This window comes from Paenibacillus profundus (genome assembly GCF_021369635.1).
Classification (GTDB): Bacteria; Bacillota; Bacilli; order Paenibacillales; family Paenibacillaceae; genus Paenibacillus_B; species Paenibacillus_B profundus.
Genome location: NZ_JAJNBZ010000001.1, coordinates 57,234 through 72,223, shown reverse-complemented (window position 1 = coordinate 72,223; position 14,990 = coordinate 57,234). Strand labels below are relative to the sequence as shown.

Here is a 14,990-nt window from a genome sequence, read left to right as displayed (position 1 = left end):
CTTGGCATAACAGGAGTAGCATTTCACAATTCAAGCAAAACCATTCGCTGTTCCGAGATGCTCCTTAAGAAACTCCGCCACGTTCCTTACATACCCGCCGCCATTCTCATGGCCTGAGAACGGATAATCAAGGATTTGCTTGGGCGAAGTCATACGATTATATACGGCGTATATCGTCTCCGGCAAGCAAATCGGATCCTTCCAGCTAACTGACATGAGCACAGGCTGCGTGATCAGATGAGCGTGATGCAGCAAGTCAAAATAACTCAACGTGCGGATCACCTGCTCGAGCCGCTCGGGATGACGCGCCACATAATCGGAAGCTTCCGATATAGAGCCTGCGGAGTGCATAAGGGCATAATCCATATGGCACAGGTTCGGAACGCCAGCGACGACGGCCGCAATGTTCTTCTCCAGTGAGGCAAGCAGCAGCGCCAACCCGCCGCCTTGACTGGAACCGGCCGCAGCGATGCGTGCCGCATCGACTTCCGGCTGCTCGCACAGCCATTTGAACGCCCGCCACGCATCGACAGCAACTGCGCGGTAATAGCACTGCTTCGGATCCGTAATTCCCTGGGTTATCCATCCGCGCACCATACCGGATGTGAGCGGCAATTCGTTGCCTGTATCACCGCCTTGCCCACGGATATCAATCGCGAACACGGCGTAGCCCATCAGCACGAACATGGCGTAATCTTCCGGCATTCCTCTGCTGCCTGTATACCCGTGCACCTGCAATACACATGGCACAGGCTGCCCATCGTATCGCTCTACAGCAGGGACGATGAACCAGCCGTGTATCGGCGTCTCGTCGAAGCCTTCATAAGTGACATCATATACTTTCATATATGGATAGGGTGTATTTACGAGCTTCCGTACGCTCCGCATAGGTCTCTGTTCGGCTTGATGCAGCGTTTCCTGCCAGAAGTCGGTGAAATCAGATGGCGCGTAGCTGTCGGCAGTCGCGTGCAGCAGCGTGTGCTTTCGTAGTTCTAACGCATTCATTCACAGTCACCTTCCGCTTTCACTTCAATGATGTTTGATAGATTCGTATCCGCTATATTGAACAGTTGTTTCGACATCATTTTCGACATCAATCTGCTAATTCCTCTTCTTGACACGGTCAGCGCCATGGTCCGCATAATGCTTCCACAGCTCTTTGCTGGAGGTGGTCACCGCTACGGCCCCTGCGCCAAGCGCTTCATCCACATCCGCGGTCGTCCTGATGAATCCGCCGGCAAGAAGCGGGATGTCAGGCCCCTGCTTGCTCTTGTTCATGACATGCAGCATCGGGCTCGGCAGCACTTCGATAAAATCGGGATTAGTCTTTTCCAGCAAGGAACAGCTCTTCTCGAAGGAGCTGTTGTCGATGAGGAAAATGCGTTGTATCGCAATAACGCCTTTCTGCTTGGCCCGTATAATAACGTTCGCTTTCGTGGACAGCAGCCCATAAGGATTGAATTCCTGGCATAGAAACTCTGCCGCGTAGCTATCGCTTTGCAGTCCTTGTATCAGATCGACGTGCAGCAGCAATTTTTTATGGTACGGATGGGACATCTGAAATATAGGCTTTAATTGCGCAATATGAACATCAAGCAAGACCAAGTATTCAAACGGACTAGTGAGCAGTTTCTCAAAATCCTTCATCTGCCGGACGGCTGGCAGGATTTGCTGATTGGCAAAATACATCGTTTGGCCCTCCCGTATTCGAGGTTGTTCAATAAGCCCTCTTTTGAACACGCACTATTTATAATGCCTAGACTAACATTGCACATTTTCCATATGTAAATCTACGAATATCGTACTTCCAGCCATTGAATGAGTCAATTTCTATTTTGTCAATTGTTATTCTTTCGTTTTCAATGTTAAAATGGTGTTGATTTTTAATATTTTGTGAATTATACTTGGTGCAAGTTAATATCCGGTTTCGTGAAGCGGAGAAGACCATTAGTGATTCAGATAGCGTTGACAGCTATTTGGCAGTCTTATGGTCTTCTTTTTTTCTGAACTAGACGTTACTATGACTTATCCTAAGGGGGATACAACCACATATGAGTCCTATCGGCAAGGACCTTCCTAGAAACAAAGACTCGGGACTGCGACTGCTGACAGTCGGTCTGCTGTATCTCAGTCCCATGCTTATTTTCATGCTTGTATTCACGTTCTACCCCATGTTGAAAACGCTTTATTATAGCTTCTACACGACGAATGCGCACGGCATACCGGTACTGTTTGTCGGTCTGGACAATTACATTCAATTGTTTCAATCCGACAGCTTTCTCACTAGCTTGCGCGGCACCTTCCTCTATGTGCTGTACACTGTGCCTCTCGGCGTGGCCATCGCCTTCTTTCTTGCCATCATATCGAGCGAGCGGCTGCGCGGCATCCAGTTCTTTCGCGTTATTTTCTCATCTACCATCGGAGTGTCGGTTGCCGCGGGGTCAATGATTTTCTTGTTCCTGTTCCATCCGAGCATCGGATTTCTGAATCATGTGCTCGATTGGATCGGTCTCGCCCCGATTCACTGGCTCACCAATCCGAAATGGGCGCTCATTTCCGTTGCCGCTACAAGCGTCTGGATGGGTATCGGCTTTAACTACATCATACTGCTCGGCGGGATTCAAGGAATACCGGAAGACATGTATGAAAGCGCCAAAATCGACGGTGCCGGCTATTGGGTCCGCTTGTTCCGCATCACGCTGCCAATGGTATCACCGACCCTCTTCTTCGTCATCATCGTCACCGTCATACATTCGTTCCAATCATTCGGCCAGATCGATATTCTCACCAAGGGCGGACCCGCAGAATCAACGAATCTTATCGTCTACTCCATCTATCAGAATGCATTCATCCACTACAAATTCGGCATTGCGAGCGCTCAGGCCATCATCCTGTTCCTTATCGTGCTGATTGCTACTATCATTCAATTTAAAGTCGGGGAAAAGAAGGTGCACTATCAATGAGAATATCCCTTTATCAGAAAGGTTTATTCTACTTTCTGCTTATCGCGGCATCTGTCCTCATGTTCTTTCCGATTGTGTATGCCGTGCTTGCGAGCTTGATGACGTCAGAGGAAATTATGACGGGGAAGCTGTTTCCCGCCAGCTTCAGGTTCGACAATTTCACGCTTGCGTTAAAGAGCGTTCCGCTGATGAAGTTTATGCTGAACAGCCTAATCATTTCGCTTACCGTTATGCTGGGGCAGATCATCGTCTGCTGTCTGGCCGCCTATGCGATCGTATTCATTCCTTTCAAAGGGCGCAACTTCATCTTTTTCCTGCTCATCTCTACGATGATGATTCCATGGGAAGCAACGATGATTCCGAACTACTTGACGATTGTCGGACTGAATTGGGTGAATACATACCAAGGGCTGTCCTTGCCTTTCTTCGCCCTTGCGTTCGGTGTCTTTCTGCTGCGTCAGCATTTCCTGACCTTGCCGCACGAGCTGCATGAATCCGCTCAGCTCGAGGGATGCGGTCGTTTGCGGTATCTCGTGTCGTTCGTCATCCCGCTCTCCATGCCAATGCTGAGCGCACTGGGCGTATATGGATTTTTGACGACCTGGAACATGTATTTATGGCCGCTGCTGACGACGACGAACAACAATGTCCGCACCGTACAGATCGGACTCAAAATGATGCAGGCGCAAGAAACGAATACGAATTGGCCGGTCGTTATGGCCGGAGTCGTTATCGTGCTTGTCCCAACGCTGCTGTTCTTGTTCCTTAGCCTTAAGCAGCTTAGACGCGGCTTGATGTCAGGAGCATTGAAAGGATAAATGATTATGAGGGGGATTCATTACAATGAAAAAAATAGGATTGGTGCTGCTGTTGTCTGCGGCACTCGTGATGACTGCGGTAGGCTGCAGCAATTCGTCAAGTTCGGAAGCTAGGAAATCAGACGACGGGCGCATCAAAGTGACATTCTGGCACGCCATGAGCGGCGCGAGCGGAGAGCTCATCAGCAAGATGGCAGACGATTACAATAAGAAGCAGGACAAATATGAGGTAGATGCGATCTTCCAAGGCTCCTATGAAGAATCGTTAACAAAGCTGAAGACCGTAGGCGGCACGGCCGAAGCGCCGACATTGATGCAGGTGCAGGAGATCGGCACGAAATATATGGTGAACAGCGGCTATGTTCAACCTGTGCAGGATTTCATCGATAAAGACAAATTCGATCTCTCTCAATGGGAGGAGAATATCTTAAGCTATTATCAAATCGACGGCAAGCTGTACTCCTTTCCATTTAACACTTCTAATGCGATTTTGATTTACAATAAAGATAAGTTCAAGGAAGCCGGACTCGACCCGGAGAACCCTCCCAACACGTTTGGCGAAATTCGCGCGGCAGCGAACAAGTTAACGAACGACGCCAACAATGAAAAAGGCTTTGCCCTGCTTGTGTACGGCTGGTTCATCGAGCAGTTGATTGCTAACCAAGGCGCCGACTTCGTCGACAACGGCAACGGACGTGACGGGCTTGCGACGAAATCTCTGCTCGATTCTCCCGAAAGCCTTGGCATTTTTGAGTGGCTGAATGATATGAATAAAGAAGGGACTCTTGGCAATTACGGCCGTAAATGGGATGACATCCGCGCAGCGTTCAGTGCGGGTAAAGTTGCAATGTACTTGGATTCAACCGCAGGTATCGCAGGGGTCATGAAAGCTTCACCATTCGAAGTCGGCACAGGCTTTCTCCCGACGCCTGATGGCAAGGAGCCGAACGGAGTCATTGTCGGCGGGGCATCGCTATGGCTCATGAACAGCGTGGCAGAGGAAGAGAAGGAAGGCGCTTGGGATTTCACGAAATACGTCACCGAACCTGCCGTGCAGGCGGAATGGGCCGCTGGAACCGGATATTTCCCCATTACGAAAGCAGCACATGAAGAAAAGCTGCTCAGAGACAAATATGCTGAAGCCCCTCCATTTCTGACAACGGTAAAACAATTGCAGCTTACGAAGCCCGGTACGGCCACGCGCGGCGCCCTTATCTCCGTCTTCCCGGAAACGCGCAATGAAGTAGCGACTTCCATCGAGAAGCTGTACCAAGGCGACGAACCGAAGAAGGTCGTCGATGAATTAACGGCTAAGGTCAACAAGCTAATCGAAGAGGACAACAAAATTAACGCGCCAAAATAGAGCAGTGCACAATGCGGGCAAGGCAGGGCGGGCACCCTTGAGCGGGAGCGGCTCTCCGCCTGTCATGCCCCCCTTTAAAATAAATCATGAAAGGTCGATGATGATGATGTTCGTATTTGCACACCGTGGCGCATCGGGGTATGCGCCCGAGAATACGATGGCCGCATTTCGCAAGGCGGTCGACATGGGTTGTGATGGCATCGAGCTTGATATTCAGCAAACGAAAGACGGGCGACTCGTCATTATTCACGATGAGAACGTGAAGCGAACTACGAACGGCAGCGGATATGTCGCAGATTGTACATATGAAGAGCTGTGCAAGCTGGATGCGGGCAGTTGGTTCCATTCCGACTTCGCGAAGGAACGGTTGCCTTTGCTGGATGACTATTTGGACGCCATAGCCGATACCGGGTTGATGACGAACATCGAAATCAAAAATGTGCCTTTTTTCTACAAAGGAATCGAGCAAAAGCTCATTCAAGCGTTATCCTCACGCGGCATGCTAGATCGCGTCATCGTCTCTTCCTTTGATCATTATGCGTTGGCCACCATCGCCGAGCTGGAGCCTAGAATTAAGCTTGGCGTGCTGTTCGGCGATCGGCTGTTTGAGCCCGCAAACTACATTCGCTCGCTGCCATTCCCAGTATATAGCGTGCATCCGCACTTCTCCTTCGCGAACGAAGCATTCATTTCAGCGTGCCATGACATCGGCAGCAAAGTATATGCCTATACGGTTGATAGGCCAGAATGGGCCGTAGCTCTGCGCTCCGCAGGCATCGACGGCATCTTCTCGAACGTGCCGAATTACGTTAAAGTGGGTATTTGAGGCGGGCTGCAAGAGCAGCAACGGCTCTCCCGCAGACCAGCCGAAGCCTGCACTGCGCAAGCTTCGGCTTTGTCATGTGCAGCGTGTCGGAGCGATCCGAGTCAAGCCTGCCGCTTCATTGCACGGGTGTCGTCGCATAATGGATTTCTTCCTCAGCTTGCCGCACATAGCGTTCCTCCGTCGAGGCATCCCATCCTACTAATTCCGCCATGCAGCGTGCAACCGGCTTCAGCCACTCCTTCGCTATCGAGATCCGAAAGTTCACAGCACCTGTTCGTCGAGCGATAAAGTCAACCGGTCGCGTTACCATTTCCGCCTCTAGTCCATAGACGAGCGCAGCCATGACGTCCGCTGGCAATCCGTACGGATTGCCTGCTTGTTGATAATGCTCCATACGGGAAAGCACATGCTGAACGTTCGTTCCGTATAACGTGACCAACTCCTTAGCGCGCGCTTCATTCAAGCCGAGCGCTACGCCGCGGCGCGTCCACTCCGAACAATAGGCGGTAAATGACCCCGTCACATCACCTCCCGACAATACAACGCGGTCTGTCGTGCAGCTCGGATAGTTTTTCCCTTGGCTAGTCCCCAGTTGATTCGTGACAAGATCAACGACGCGCTCCGCCATCTTGCGGTATCCTGTGAGCTTGCCGCCGGCAATCGTAATCAACCCGGACGGAGAGAGGAAGATTTCATCCTTGCGCGACAGCTCGGAAGGTGATTTCCCATCCTCGTGTATAAGCGGACGAAGCCCTGCCCACGAAGATTCAACATCGGCCTCAGTTAGGGATATCGCCGGGAACATGTAATTGGCCGCCTGAAGCAAATAGAGCAAATCGTCACGTGTCATGCGGGGATGATCCAGATCGCCCTCGTAATTCGTGTCCGTCGTGCCGATATACGTCTTGCCGTCTCGCGGAATGGCAAATACCATGCGGCCGTCTGGTGTATCGAAGTAGATTGCCTGCCGCAGCGGGAAGCGGGACTGATCGATAACGATATGAACGCCTTTCGTCAAGTGAAGGCGTTTGCCCGTCTTGGAGCGATCAAGCTCGCGCAGCGTGTCTACCCAAGGGCCAGCCGCATTCACTACTTTGGCGGCGGAAATCGTAATGGACGTGTTGTCATTCATATCCCGGGCCGTTACGCCGATTACACGTCCGTTGTCATCGTAGATGAACGACTCGGCCTTAATATAGTTAAGCGCCGTAACCCCCTGCGCTGCCGCGCTCTTCATAATTTCTATCGTCAAGCGCGCATCATCCGTCCGGTACTCGACATAGTAGCCGCCGGCTCTCAGCTTATCGCTGCGCAGGAGCGGTTCCTTCTCAAGTGTTTGCTCCTTGCTCAGCATTGTTCTGCGTTCTGCTCGCTTTACCCCTGCAAGCCAATCGTACACATATAAGCCAACCCACGTGGCCCATCTCCCGTAAGTGCCTCCCTGAATTATCGGCATCAACATCCGTTCAGGGACGACGACATGAGGAGCATTGTCGTATACGATCGCCCGCTCGCGTCCAACTTCGCGCACGAGATTGATTTCCCCTTGCTTCAAATAGCGCAAGCCCCCATGCACAAGCTTCGTGGAACGGCTGCTCGTGCCAGCGGCATAATCCTGCATCTCGATAATTGCTGTATTCAAGCCTCTGACCGCTGCATCCAGCGCGATGCCGGCTCCTGTAATGCCCCCTCCGATGATAAGCAGGTCATAGCCAACGGATTGAAGCTGTTCACGAATCTGACGTCTGTTCAAGCTGGAAAATGATGATTGAGTCATGGCGAATGTCCTTTCCTGTACGGAGAAAAAAGAAAAGGACCACAACGATCGCATTGGCACTCAATGCGTGGTTGTGGTCCTGTCCATATCTCCGACCAAATTAATGAACTTATACTTGTATGATAAATGATATTGACAATGATATCAATAGGTGAATATACGGAATTGCCGATTGAAGATGGCGTCAAAAAATCGCCTCAAGACGTGCCATCTGTCTAATCGTATGATATGGGCTCTTCTCCATGAACGAAATGTGCCGTTTGCGTGCAGTGCCGCGTTCAGACGGTCATTGCTTTATCCGCCCCTTTGCTTCGTTCTCCCCTTCTATCAGAAGGCAGCATGCACATCCATGACTCTGGTTCATTGCCATACAGAAGGCGGCTCGTCCTAGAATGATTACGGGGAACCTGTAGTCATGATCACCTTCATGGCATGATATCTAAATGAAACGGTATCTGTGTACCTGTTCGTTCCTCGATGTGAACCATCCTGACTGATTGGGAGAATGGAGCTAAGAGCCTTGATATACATACATGTCCGACAGCCTGTATTCGTTTTAAAGAGTAGAGGGTTGCCAAGCTGAACCAAGGGGAGCATTTTGAGCGAAAAACACGTGGCGGGCCCCGTGACCGGACTTGCACTGATTAGCGGATGCTTGCCTCTGGGTTTGCATATTAAAAAAACCACGTCTCTATCTTTTACGATAGAGTCACGTGGTTAGAGTCTACTACTCAACTAATCGCCGCGGAAAGCCCTCTTCATGCGATCAAAAAACGATTCTTCATGGCCGCCATTCGGCTGCTCGCCGCCAATTTCGGCGAACTGACGCAACATATCCTTCTGCTCGTCGGACATTTTCGTTGGCGTCACGATGATAACTTTGACATGCTGATCCCCTTGTCCGTGACCGCGGAGACGCGGAACACCCTTGCCGCGCAGGCGGAAGAATGTGCCCGTTTGCGTGCCGGCAGGAATTTTCAGCTTTACTTTTTCCGTTAACGTCGGAATTTCAATTTCATCGCCCAATGCCGCTTGAGCAAAGGTGAGCGGCACTTCGCAGTAAATGTCATCACCGTCGCGTTCGAAGAACTCATGCGATTTGACACGAATGACAATATATAAGTCGCCATTCGGACCGCCGCGCTGTCCGCTTTCCCCTTCACCGCTCATGCGAAGCTGCGCTCCATCATCCACACCACCGGGGATGCGCACGTGAATTTTGCGCTGATTTTTCAACGAACCCGCACCGTGACACTTTCCGCATTTTTCGCGGATAATTTTCCCTTTACCTTGACAGACCGAACATGCACGACGGTTCACCATGCGGCCGAACGGTGTGTTCTGCACCACTTCTTGCTGCCCCGTACCGTGGCAGGCAGTACAATTATCCGGCTTCGTGCCGGGCTTTGCTCCTGTACCGAAGCAGGTATCGCATTGCTCCGTGCGCGGAATCGTAATGTCCGTTTCTTTGCCGAACACCGCTTCCTTGAACTCGATTTGCATCGTGTACTGCAGGTCGCTGCCACGCTGCGGCGCATTCGGATCTTTGCGGCCGCCGCCGCCAAAGAACATATCAAAGATATCACCGAACCCGCCGAAGTCGCCGGAAAATCCGCCGCCGCCCATACCTTGGTTCGGATCGACGTGCCCGTATTGATCATACACCGCCCGCTTTTGGTCGTCACTTAGCACATCGTACGCTTCTTTTACTTCTTTGAACTTATCCTCCGCGTCCGCTTCCTTGTTAACGTCCGGGTGATATTGACGCGCAAGCTTGCGATACGCCTTCTTCACTTCGTCGTCGCTCGCCCCTTTGCCTACGCCGAGCACCTCATAATAATCTCGTTTCGCCACCATTCCACCCCCATACACTTGTAGCACGAATTACAAAAGGAAAGTCAAAGCCGAGTCACCCCGGCTTTGACCTGACCGTCGAATGCTTATTTCTTGTCTTCGTCCACGACTTCGTAATCTGCATCAACGACGTTGTCTTTCTTCGCTGCGCCGTCTTGTGCGCCTTGCTCTGCCTGCTGCGCTTGAGCTGCTTGCTCATACAGCTTAACAGACAATTGCTGTACAATTTCCGTCAGCTCTTCTGTAGCCGCCTTGATTTGGTCTACATCGTTGCTTTCGAGTGCTGTTTTCACTTTTTCTTTCGCTTCGTTCGCTTTATCGATTTCAGCTTGTTCCACCTTGTCGCCCAAATCTTTCAGCGTCTTCTCGGTCGTATATACCAATTGGTCTGCCGTGTTCTTCACTTCGACCATTTCTTTGCGTTTTTTGTCTTCTTCAGCATGCAATTCTGCTTCTTTCATCATACGATCGATTTCCTCGTCGTTCAAGCCGCTAGAAGACGTGATTGTAATATTTTGGCTCTTGCCTGTGCCTTTATCAAGCGCAGACACTTTTACGATACCGTTCGCATCGATATCGAACGTAACTTCGATTTGCGGTACGCCGCGTGGTGCCGGAGGAATGTCCGCCAGCATAAAGCGTCCCAGCGTCTTATTGTCCGCCGCCATAGAGCGCTCGCCTTGCAGTACGTGAATTTCTACGCTCGTTTGGCTGTCAGCATACGTCGAGAAGATTTGCGACTTGCTCGTCGGGATCGTCGTGTTGCGTTCGATCATCTTCGTAAATACGCCGCCAGCTGTTTCGATGCCGAGGGAGAGCGGAGTGACGTCGAGCAATACGACATCCTTCACGTCCCCGGTCAATACGCCCGCTTGTACAGCTGCACCCAAAGCTACAACTTCATCCGGGTTGACGCCTTTATGAGGATCTTTGCCCGTCAGCTTCTTAATCGCTTCTTGAACGGCAGGAATACGTGTGGAACCACCAACGAGAACGATCTTATCGATGTCCGCAGGTGTCATGCCCGCATCCTGCATCGCTTGGCGAGTCGGTCCGAGCGTACGCTCTACCAGCTGCGCCGACAATTCTTCGAATTTGGCACGTGTCATGTTCACTTCCAAGTGCTGAGGCACGCCATCAACGACAGTGATAAACGGCAAGCTGATCGTCGTCGTCAATACGCCGGACAATTCTTTTTTCGCTTTTTCCGCAGCATCTTTCAGACGTTGTACCGCTGCTTTGTCTTTTCTTAAGTCGATGCCGTGTTCTTTGTTGAACTCAGCTGCGAGATAATCGATGATGACTTGGTCGAAGTCGTCACCGCCCAATTTGTTGTCGCCGCTTGTCGCTTTTACTTCGAAGAAGCCGTCGCCAAGCTCGAGGATCGATACGTCAAACGTACCGCCGCCCAAGTCATATACGAGAATCGTATGGTCGCCTTCTTTGTCTGCACCATATGCCAGAGCCGCAGCTGTCGGCTCGTTCACGATACGAAGCACGTCCAAGCCTGCAACTTTACCCGCATCCTTCGTTGCTTGGCGCTGAGAGTCATTGAAGTAAGCAGGAACGGTAATAACCGCTTGCGTTACTGTTTGGCCTAAGTAAGCTTCTGCGTCTGATTTCAGCTTCTGCAAAATCATTGCGGAAATCTCTTGCGGCGTATAGTCCTTGTCATCAATCGTCGTCTTATGACTCGTACCCATGTGACGCTTAATCGACATTACGGTGCGATCTGGGTTCGTAATCGCTTGGCGCTTCGCCGTTTCACCGACGACGCGCTCGCCGTCTTTCTTGAAGCCCACGACGGATGGAGTTGTACGCGCGCCTTCTGGATTCGGGATGACGACGGCTTCGCCGCCCTCCATTACTGCCACGCAAGAGTTAGTTGTTCCTAAGTCAATACCAATTACTTTGCTCATAAAATAAATAACCTCCTCAACTAGCTAGCTCACTTATCAAAAAATATATTAAACTTAACGGTTACGGCATTATCGAAGCCAAGCTTCATCTATGCAGCTAGCCGCTAACTTTTACCATTGCCGGGCGCAGTACTTTATCTTTCAGCATATAGCCCTTCTGCACTTCTTCCACTACGAAGCCTTCTTCATACTCATCCGATTCCACCTGCATAATCGCTTGATGGTATTCCGGATTGAATTGCTCTCCTACCGCATTCATCGGCTGGACGCCTTCCTGCTCCATCACTTGCTGGATTTGGCGGAAGATCATGTCTACGCCTTTGACGAACGATTCCGTCTCGCTAGCCTCTTGGCCTGTGGAGAGTGCGCGCTCGAAGTTGTCAAGCACTGGCAGCAGCTCGGTGATGACCTTCGCGGAAGCGTACTTCGCAAGGTCTTCTTTCTCCTTCATCGTGCGGCGGCGGAAGTTATCAAAGTCCGCCTGAGTACGCAGATAGCGCTGGTAATGCTCATCCGCCTGTTCTTTCGCTTGTTCCAGCTCCGTGTGGAGCGGATTGCTCTCATCTGCTGCTTGTGTGCCGGAGCAGGCGTCAGAAGCTGAGGCGTCAGTATCTGCTTCATTGCTATGTTCATCATGGGCAGCAGTGGCCTGCATGTCTTCTTCGGTAACTTTCATCTCTTCTTGTTCTGGGTTCAACCCCTTCACCTCCCCTTTATAATTAAATCCGATTGAATTCTAACCATCTTCATTTCAACATGTCAAGCCGATGTCGATGCATCGGGCTTCATCTTAATCACAGTATGAATGCGGAGAACGGCTGCCGCCACTTCTCCTGCCGCATGCAAGGCGTGCAGCTTCACCGTCGCCGGGTCGAATATCCCTGCTCGGGCGTAGTCCAGCAGCGCTCCGCTGTCGCAATCGATGCCGATGGCCTCGTTGCCTTCCGCCGTCTGCGCAGCACGGGCTTCTTCCAGCTTCTCCAGCGGATTGAAGCCAGCGTTCAGCACAATTTGCGCCATTGGCTTGCGCAGCGCCTGCGCGACTGCGGCAATGCCGAAGGCTTCCATGCCGCGCACCGTTTCGCGGTAGCGCTCGAGCCGGTACGAGAGCGCCAGCTCCGTCGTGCCGCCGCCTGGCAGCACGCCGCCTTGCACGGCTGCCTGCAGCGCCGCGGCCGCGTCCTGGGCGATGCGAGCCCGCTCGCCCACGACCTCGCGCGTGCTGGCGCCCACGATGAGCGTCACCTGCGCGCGTCGCGGCGGAGTCGGGTCCTTGCCGGAGACGACTCCACCGGCATCGCCTGTATGTCCCGGCGAGTCCGGGGCATACAGGCGCACGCGCTCCAGGCGCTCATCGTAGCGCACGCAGGCGGTGCGGCCGAGCAGCGGCTCAAGCACAGCGGCATCCTTCGCGAGCGCCGCGCGCTTGAGCGGCTTGCCGCCCGTCAGGCGGCAGACGCGCGCAATATCTTCGCGGCTAACACGCTGCACGACCATCATATCGTGGTCCAAGCAGAATTGTTCCGCTTCCGGATGGATACCGCGCTCCAGTACGATGAAGCCGACGCCCAGCTCGTGAAGCTGCGCAAGACGCTGCATAAATACACCGCGATGCGTCATATACTGCTGGAAGCCAGCCTCTGTCGTCAGCAGCTGCTCATCGAGCGCATCTGGCTCCAAGCTGTCCTGCAGCACTAGCACACGGCAGCAATTACGCTCGGGGAGCCAATCTCGCTGCAGCGGCTTCTGCTTCAGCATGACGCCGTGAAACCATTCGTTCTTCGCCTTCTCGTGCGCTACGATCGTCTCGGCGAAACGGTAATACGGATCCTGCAGCTGTTCCCAGCCCACCGCCTGTCCAGCCTCAAGCACCAGACGGACAACGTCCTCCTGCTCTCGTCCTGCAATATGTACGGCACGACGCAGCCGCACGTCATCCCAGCCTTCCAGACGGACCGCACGCTGCCGAAGCGCTTCAGTGGCAGCGCCAATGCCCTGCATTAAGCCTGTGACCACTTTTGCGGCCGGAACGCCCTTCGTCACTTGGGCTACGCCCTCCTGCACGAGTGCGCCGGCCAACACCGTCGCCGTCGTCGTGCCGTCACCGACTTCGTTCTGTTGCGCGCGCGCGACTTGAATGAGCAGCTTCGCGGCTGGGTGGGACACGTCCATCTTTTCCAAGATGGTCACCCCATCATTCGTAATAATGACGTCCCCGTCCCCGCCGACAAGCATCACATCCAAGCCTTTCGGACCTAACGTGCCTTCTACAGCCGCGCACAGCGCCCGCACGGCACCGGCATTGTTCAGGAGCGTCGCGTAGCGCTCATCGGTCTCTTGCACTTGCCCGTTTCCTTGAGTCATGATCGACGCCCCTTCCCACCATCATGCATTCACGTTATTTATACCAACGCCGCATGAACAGCGCTAATTGTCCAGACAAATGATTCATCATATTAATGACTTTCCCGTACTCCATCCGTGTCGGCCCCAATACTCCAATCGTTCCGAGCGTCTGCCCGTCAATCGTGTACGTTGCCGTAATCATGCTGCAATTCGATATCGCTTCATGTAAATTCTCTTGCCCGATGCGAACTTGAATCCCAGTTGGGGCCGAGCCGACGACCTTGATCAAAGCTGGTGTCTCTTCAAGCAGCTCCCATATCGTCTTAATCTTGTCAACGTCCTGGAACTCTGGCTGCGCAAGTATATTGGTCGTCCCACTCAAGTATACTTCCCGATGCGAGCTGTCGTCAGCAAGAATGCTCTCGACCATCGTCATCATTTCTTGCACGTGAGACACATACTTGCTCAATTCTTGCCCGATTTCATTATAGAGCTGAGCGCGCAGCTTAAAGAGCGGCACTCCGACAAGCTTCGTATTCAGCACGTTGACGACCTTCTCCAGCTCGGATGCTGAAATGCCCGGCGGAATAGGCACCGTCTTGTTCTCCACATGACCGGTGTTCGTTACGACGATGGCCACCGCCGTCTCTTCATTGAGCGGCAATAATTGAAAATGGCGAAGCGATGCGTTGAACACCTCGGGCCCTAACGCAATCGACGTGTAATTCGTAAGCTGTGACAGAATGGAAGCCGTATGCTGCACGATTTCTTCCATTGCTGTTATTTTTTCCGCGAAGACCGACTTCAACCGCCCAACCTCATCGATCGATAAATTATCCAATCGGACGAGGTGGTCGACATAATAGCGATAGCCTTTATGGGATGGAATGCGCCCTGCAGACGTATGCGGCTGCTCAAGAAACCCGAGTTCTTCCAAATCGGCCATCTCATTTCGAATTGTAGCCGGGCTATACCCAACATCGCCCCGTTTCGAAATGCTGCGTGAACCGACAGGTTCCGCGGAACGAATATAATCATCTACGATAGCGTTCAATATCATGCGTTGGCGTTCCGTCAACATGCGCATCCCTCCTCAGTCTCTTGTTGTCTCCGGTCGTTAGCAC

At 52.4% G+C, this 14,990-nt stretch carries 12 protein-coding genes; 4 read left to right on the top strand and 8 right to left on the bottom strand.

The window, feature by feature from the left end; all coding sequences use genetic code 11:
• Window positions 1–30: 30 nt before the first annotated feature.
• Window positions 31–1,005 carry an acetylxylan esterase gene (locus LQV63_RS00300; RefSeq protein ID WP_019422520.1) on the bottom strand — a complete coding sequence of 325 codons (975 nt, stop codon included), beginning with the start codon at window positions 1,003–1,005 and terminating at the stop codon, window positions 31–33.
• Window positions 1,006–1,101: 96 nt separating this feature from the next.
• Window positions 1,102–1,689 carry a glycerol-3-phosphate responsive antiterminator gene (locus LQV63_RS00295; protein WP_233695295.1) on the bottom strand — a complete coding sequence of 196 codons (588 nt, stop codon included), beginning with the start codon at window positions 1,687–1,689 and terminating at the stop codon, window positions 1,102–1,104.
• Window positions 1,690–2,051: 362 nt separating this feature from the next.
• On the opposite strand from LQV63_RS00295, the gene LQV63_RS00290 reads away from it, so the two are divergent.
• From LQV63_RS00290 to LQV63_RS00275, 4 genes are all read left to right on the top strand, one after another.
• Window positions 2,052–2,963, top strand: coding sequence for a carbohydrate ABC transporter permease (locus LQV63_RS00290; protein WP_233695294.1), 912 nt, complete (start codon window positions 2,052–2,054; stop codon window positions 2,961–2,963).
• A complete protein-coding gene (locus LQV63_RS00285) occupies window positions 2,960–3,781 on the top strand; it encodes a carbohydrate ABC transporter permease (protein WP_233695293.1) in 822 nt (273 codons plus the stop codon). Before LQV63_RS00290 ends, LQV63_RS00285 begins: the two co-directional genes overlap by 4 nt.
• Before the next feature lie 25 nt (window positions 3,782–3,806).
• A complete protein-coding gene (locus LQV63_RS00280; protein ID WP_233695292.1) occupies window positions 3,807–5,144 on the top strand; it encodes an ABC transporter substrate-binding protein in 1,338 nt (445 codons plus the stop codon).
• A gap of 97 nt (window positions 5,145–5,241) precedes the next feature.
• Window positions 5,242–5,970, top strand: a complete 729-nt coding sequence (locus tag LQV63_RS00275) for a glycerophosphodiester phosphodiesterase (RefSeq protein WP_026011170.1) — start codon at window positions 5,242–5,244, stop codon at window positions 5,968–5,970.
• 115 nt (window positions 5,971–6,085) lie between these two features.
• On the opposite strand, the gene LQV63_RS00270 is transcribed toward LQV63_RS00275, so the two are convergent.
• From LQV63_RS00270 to hrcA, 6 genes are all read right to left on the bottom strand, one after another.
• On the bottom strand, window positions 6,086–7,747 hold the full coding sequence (locus LQV63_RS00270) for a glycerol-3-phosphate dehydrogenase/oxidase (protein WP_233695291.1): 1,662 nt from the start codon (window positions 7,745–7,747) through the stop codon (window positions 6,086–6,088).
• 735 nt (window positions 7,748–8,482) lie between these two features.
• Complete coding sequence (gene dnaJ, locus LQV63_RS00265; RefSeq protein ID WP_267933826.1) at window positions 8,483–9,604, bottom strand: molecular chaperone DnaJ; 1,122 nt, start codon at window positions 9,602–9,604, stop codon at window positions 8,483–8,485.
• An 83-nt stretch (window positions 9,605–9,687) separates the two neighbouring features.
• Window positions 9,688–11,520, bottom strand: coding sequence for a molecular chaperone DnaK (gene dnaK, locus LQV63_RS00260; RefSeq protein ID WP_019422529.1), 1,833 nt, complete (start codon window positions 11,518–11,520; stop codon window positions 9,688–9,690).
• Between the two features lie 97 nt (window positions 11,521–11,617).
• On the bottom strand, window positions 11,618–12,217 hold the full coding sequence (gene grpE, locus LQV63_RS00255; protein WP_233695290.1) for a nucleotide exchange factor GrpE: 600 nt from the start codon (window positions 12,215–12,217) through the stop codon (window positions 11,618–11,620).
• 62 nt (window positions 12,218–12,279) lie between these two features.
• Window positions 12,280–13,884, bottom strand: a complete 1,605-nt coding sequence (locus LQV63_RS00250) for a TCP-1/cpn60 chaperonin family protein (protein WP_233695289.1) — start codon at window positions 13,882–13,884, stop codon at window positions 12,280–12,282.
• 34 nt (window positions 13,885–13,918) lie between these two features.
• Complete coding sequence (gene hrcA / locus LQV63_RS00245; protein WP_233695288.1) at window positions 13,919–14,947, bottom strand: heat-inducible transcriptional repressor HrcA; 1,029 nt, start codon at window positions 14,945–14,947, stop codon at window positions 13,919–13,921.
• Between the last annotated feature and the right edge of the window lie 43 nt (window positions 14,948–14,990).

Coding starts and splice junctions, on each gene's coding strand:
- hrcA (WP_233695288.1), bottom strand. CDS start 14,947: ATGTTGACGGAACGCCAACGCATGATATTGAACGCTATCGTAGATGAT.
- LQV63_RS00280 (WP_233695292.1), top strand. CDS start 3,807: ATGAAAAAAATAGGATTGGTGCTGCTGTTGTCTGCGGCACTCGTGATG.
- dnaK (WP_019422529.1), bottom strand. CDS start 11,520: ATGAGCAAAGTAATTGGTATTGACTTAGGAACAACTAACTCTTGCGTG.
- LQV63_RS00250 (WP_233695289.1), bottom strand. CDS start 13,884: ATGACTCAAGGAAACGGGCAAGTGCAAGAGACCGATGAGCGCTACGCG.
- LQV63_RS00290 (WP_233695294.1), top strand. CDS start 2,052: ATGAGTCCTATCGGCAAGGACCTTCCTAGAAACAAAGACTCGGGACTG.
- LQV63_RS00300 (WP_019422520.1), bottom strand. CDS start 1,005: ATGAATGCGTTAGAACTACGAAAGCACACGCTGCTGCACGCGACTGCC.
- dnaJ (WP_267933826.1), bottom strand. CDS start 9,604: ATGGTGGCGAAACGAGATTATTATGAGGTGCTCGGCGTAGGCAAAGGG.
- LQV63_RS00295 (WP_233695295.1), bottom strand. CDS start 1,689: ATGTATTTTGCCAATCAGCAAATCCTGCCAGCCGTCCGGCAGATGAAG.
- LQV63_RS00275 (WP_026011170.1), top strand. CDS start 5,242: ATGATGATGATGTTCGTATTTGCACACCGTGGCGCATCGGGGTATGCG.
- LQV63_RS00285 (WP_233695293.1), top strand. CDS start 2,960: ATGAGAATATCCCTTTATCAGAAAGGTTTATTCTACTTTCTGCTTATC.
- LQV63_RS00270 (WP_233695291.1), bottom strand. CDS start 7,747: ATGACTCAATCATCATTTTCCAGCTTGAACAGACGTCAGATTCGTGAA.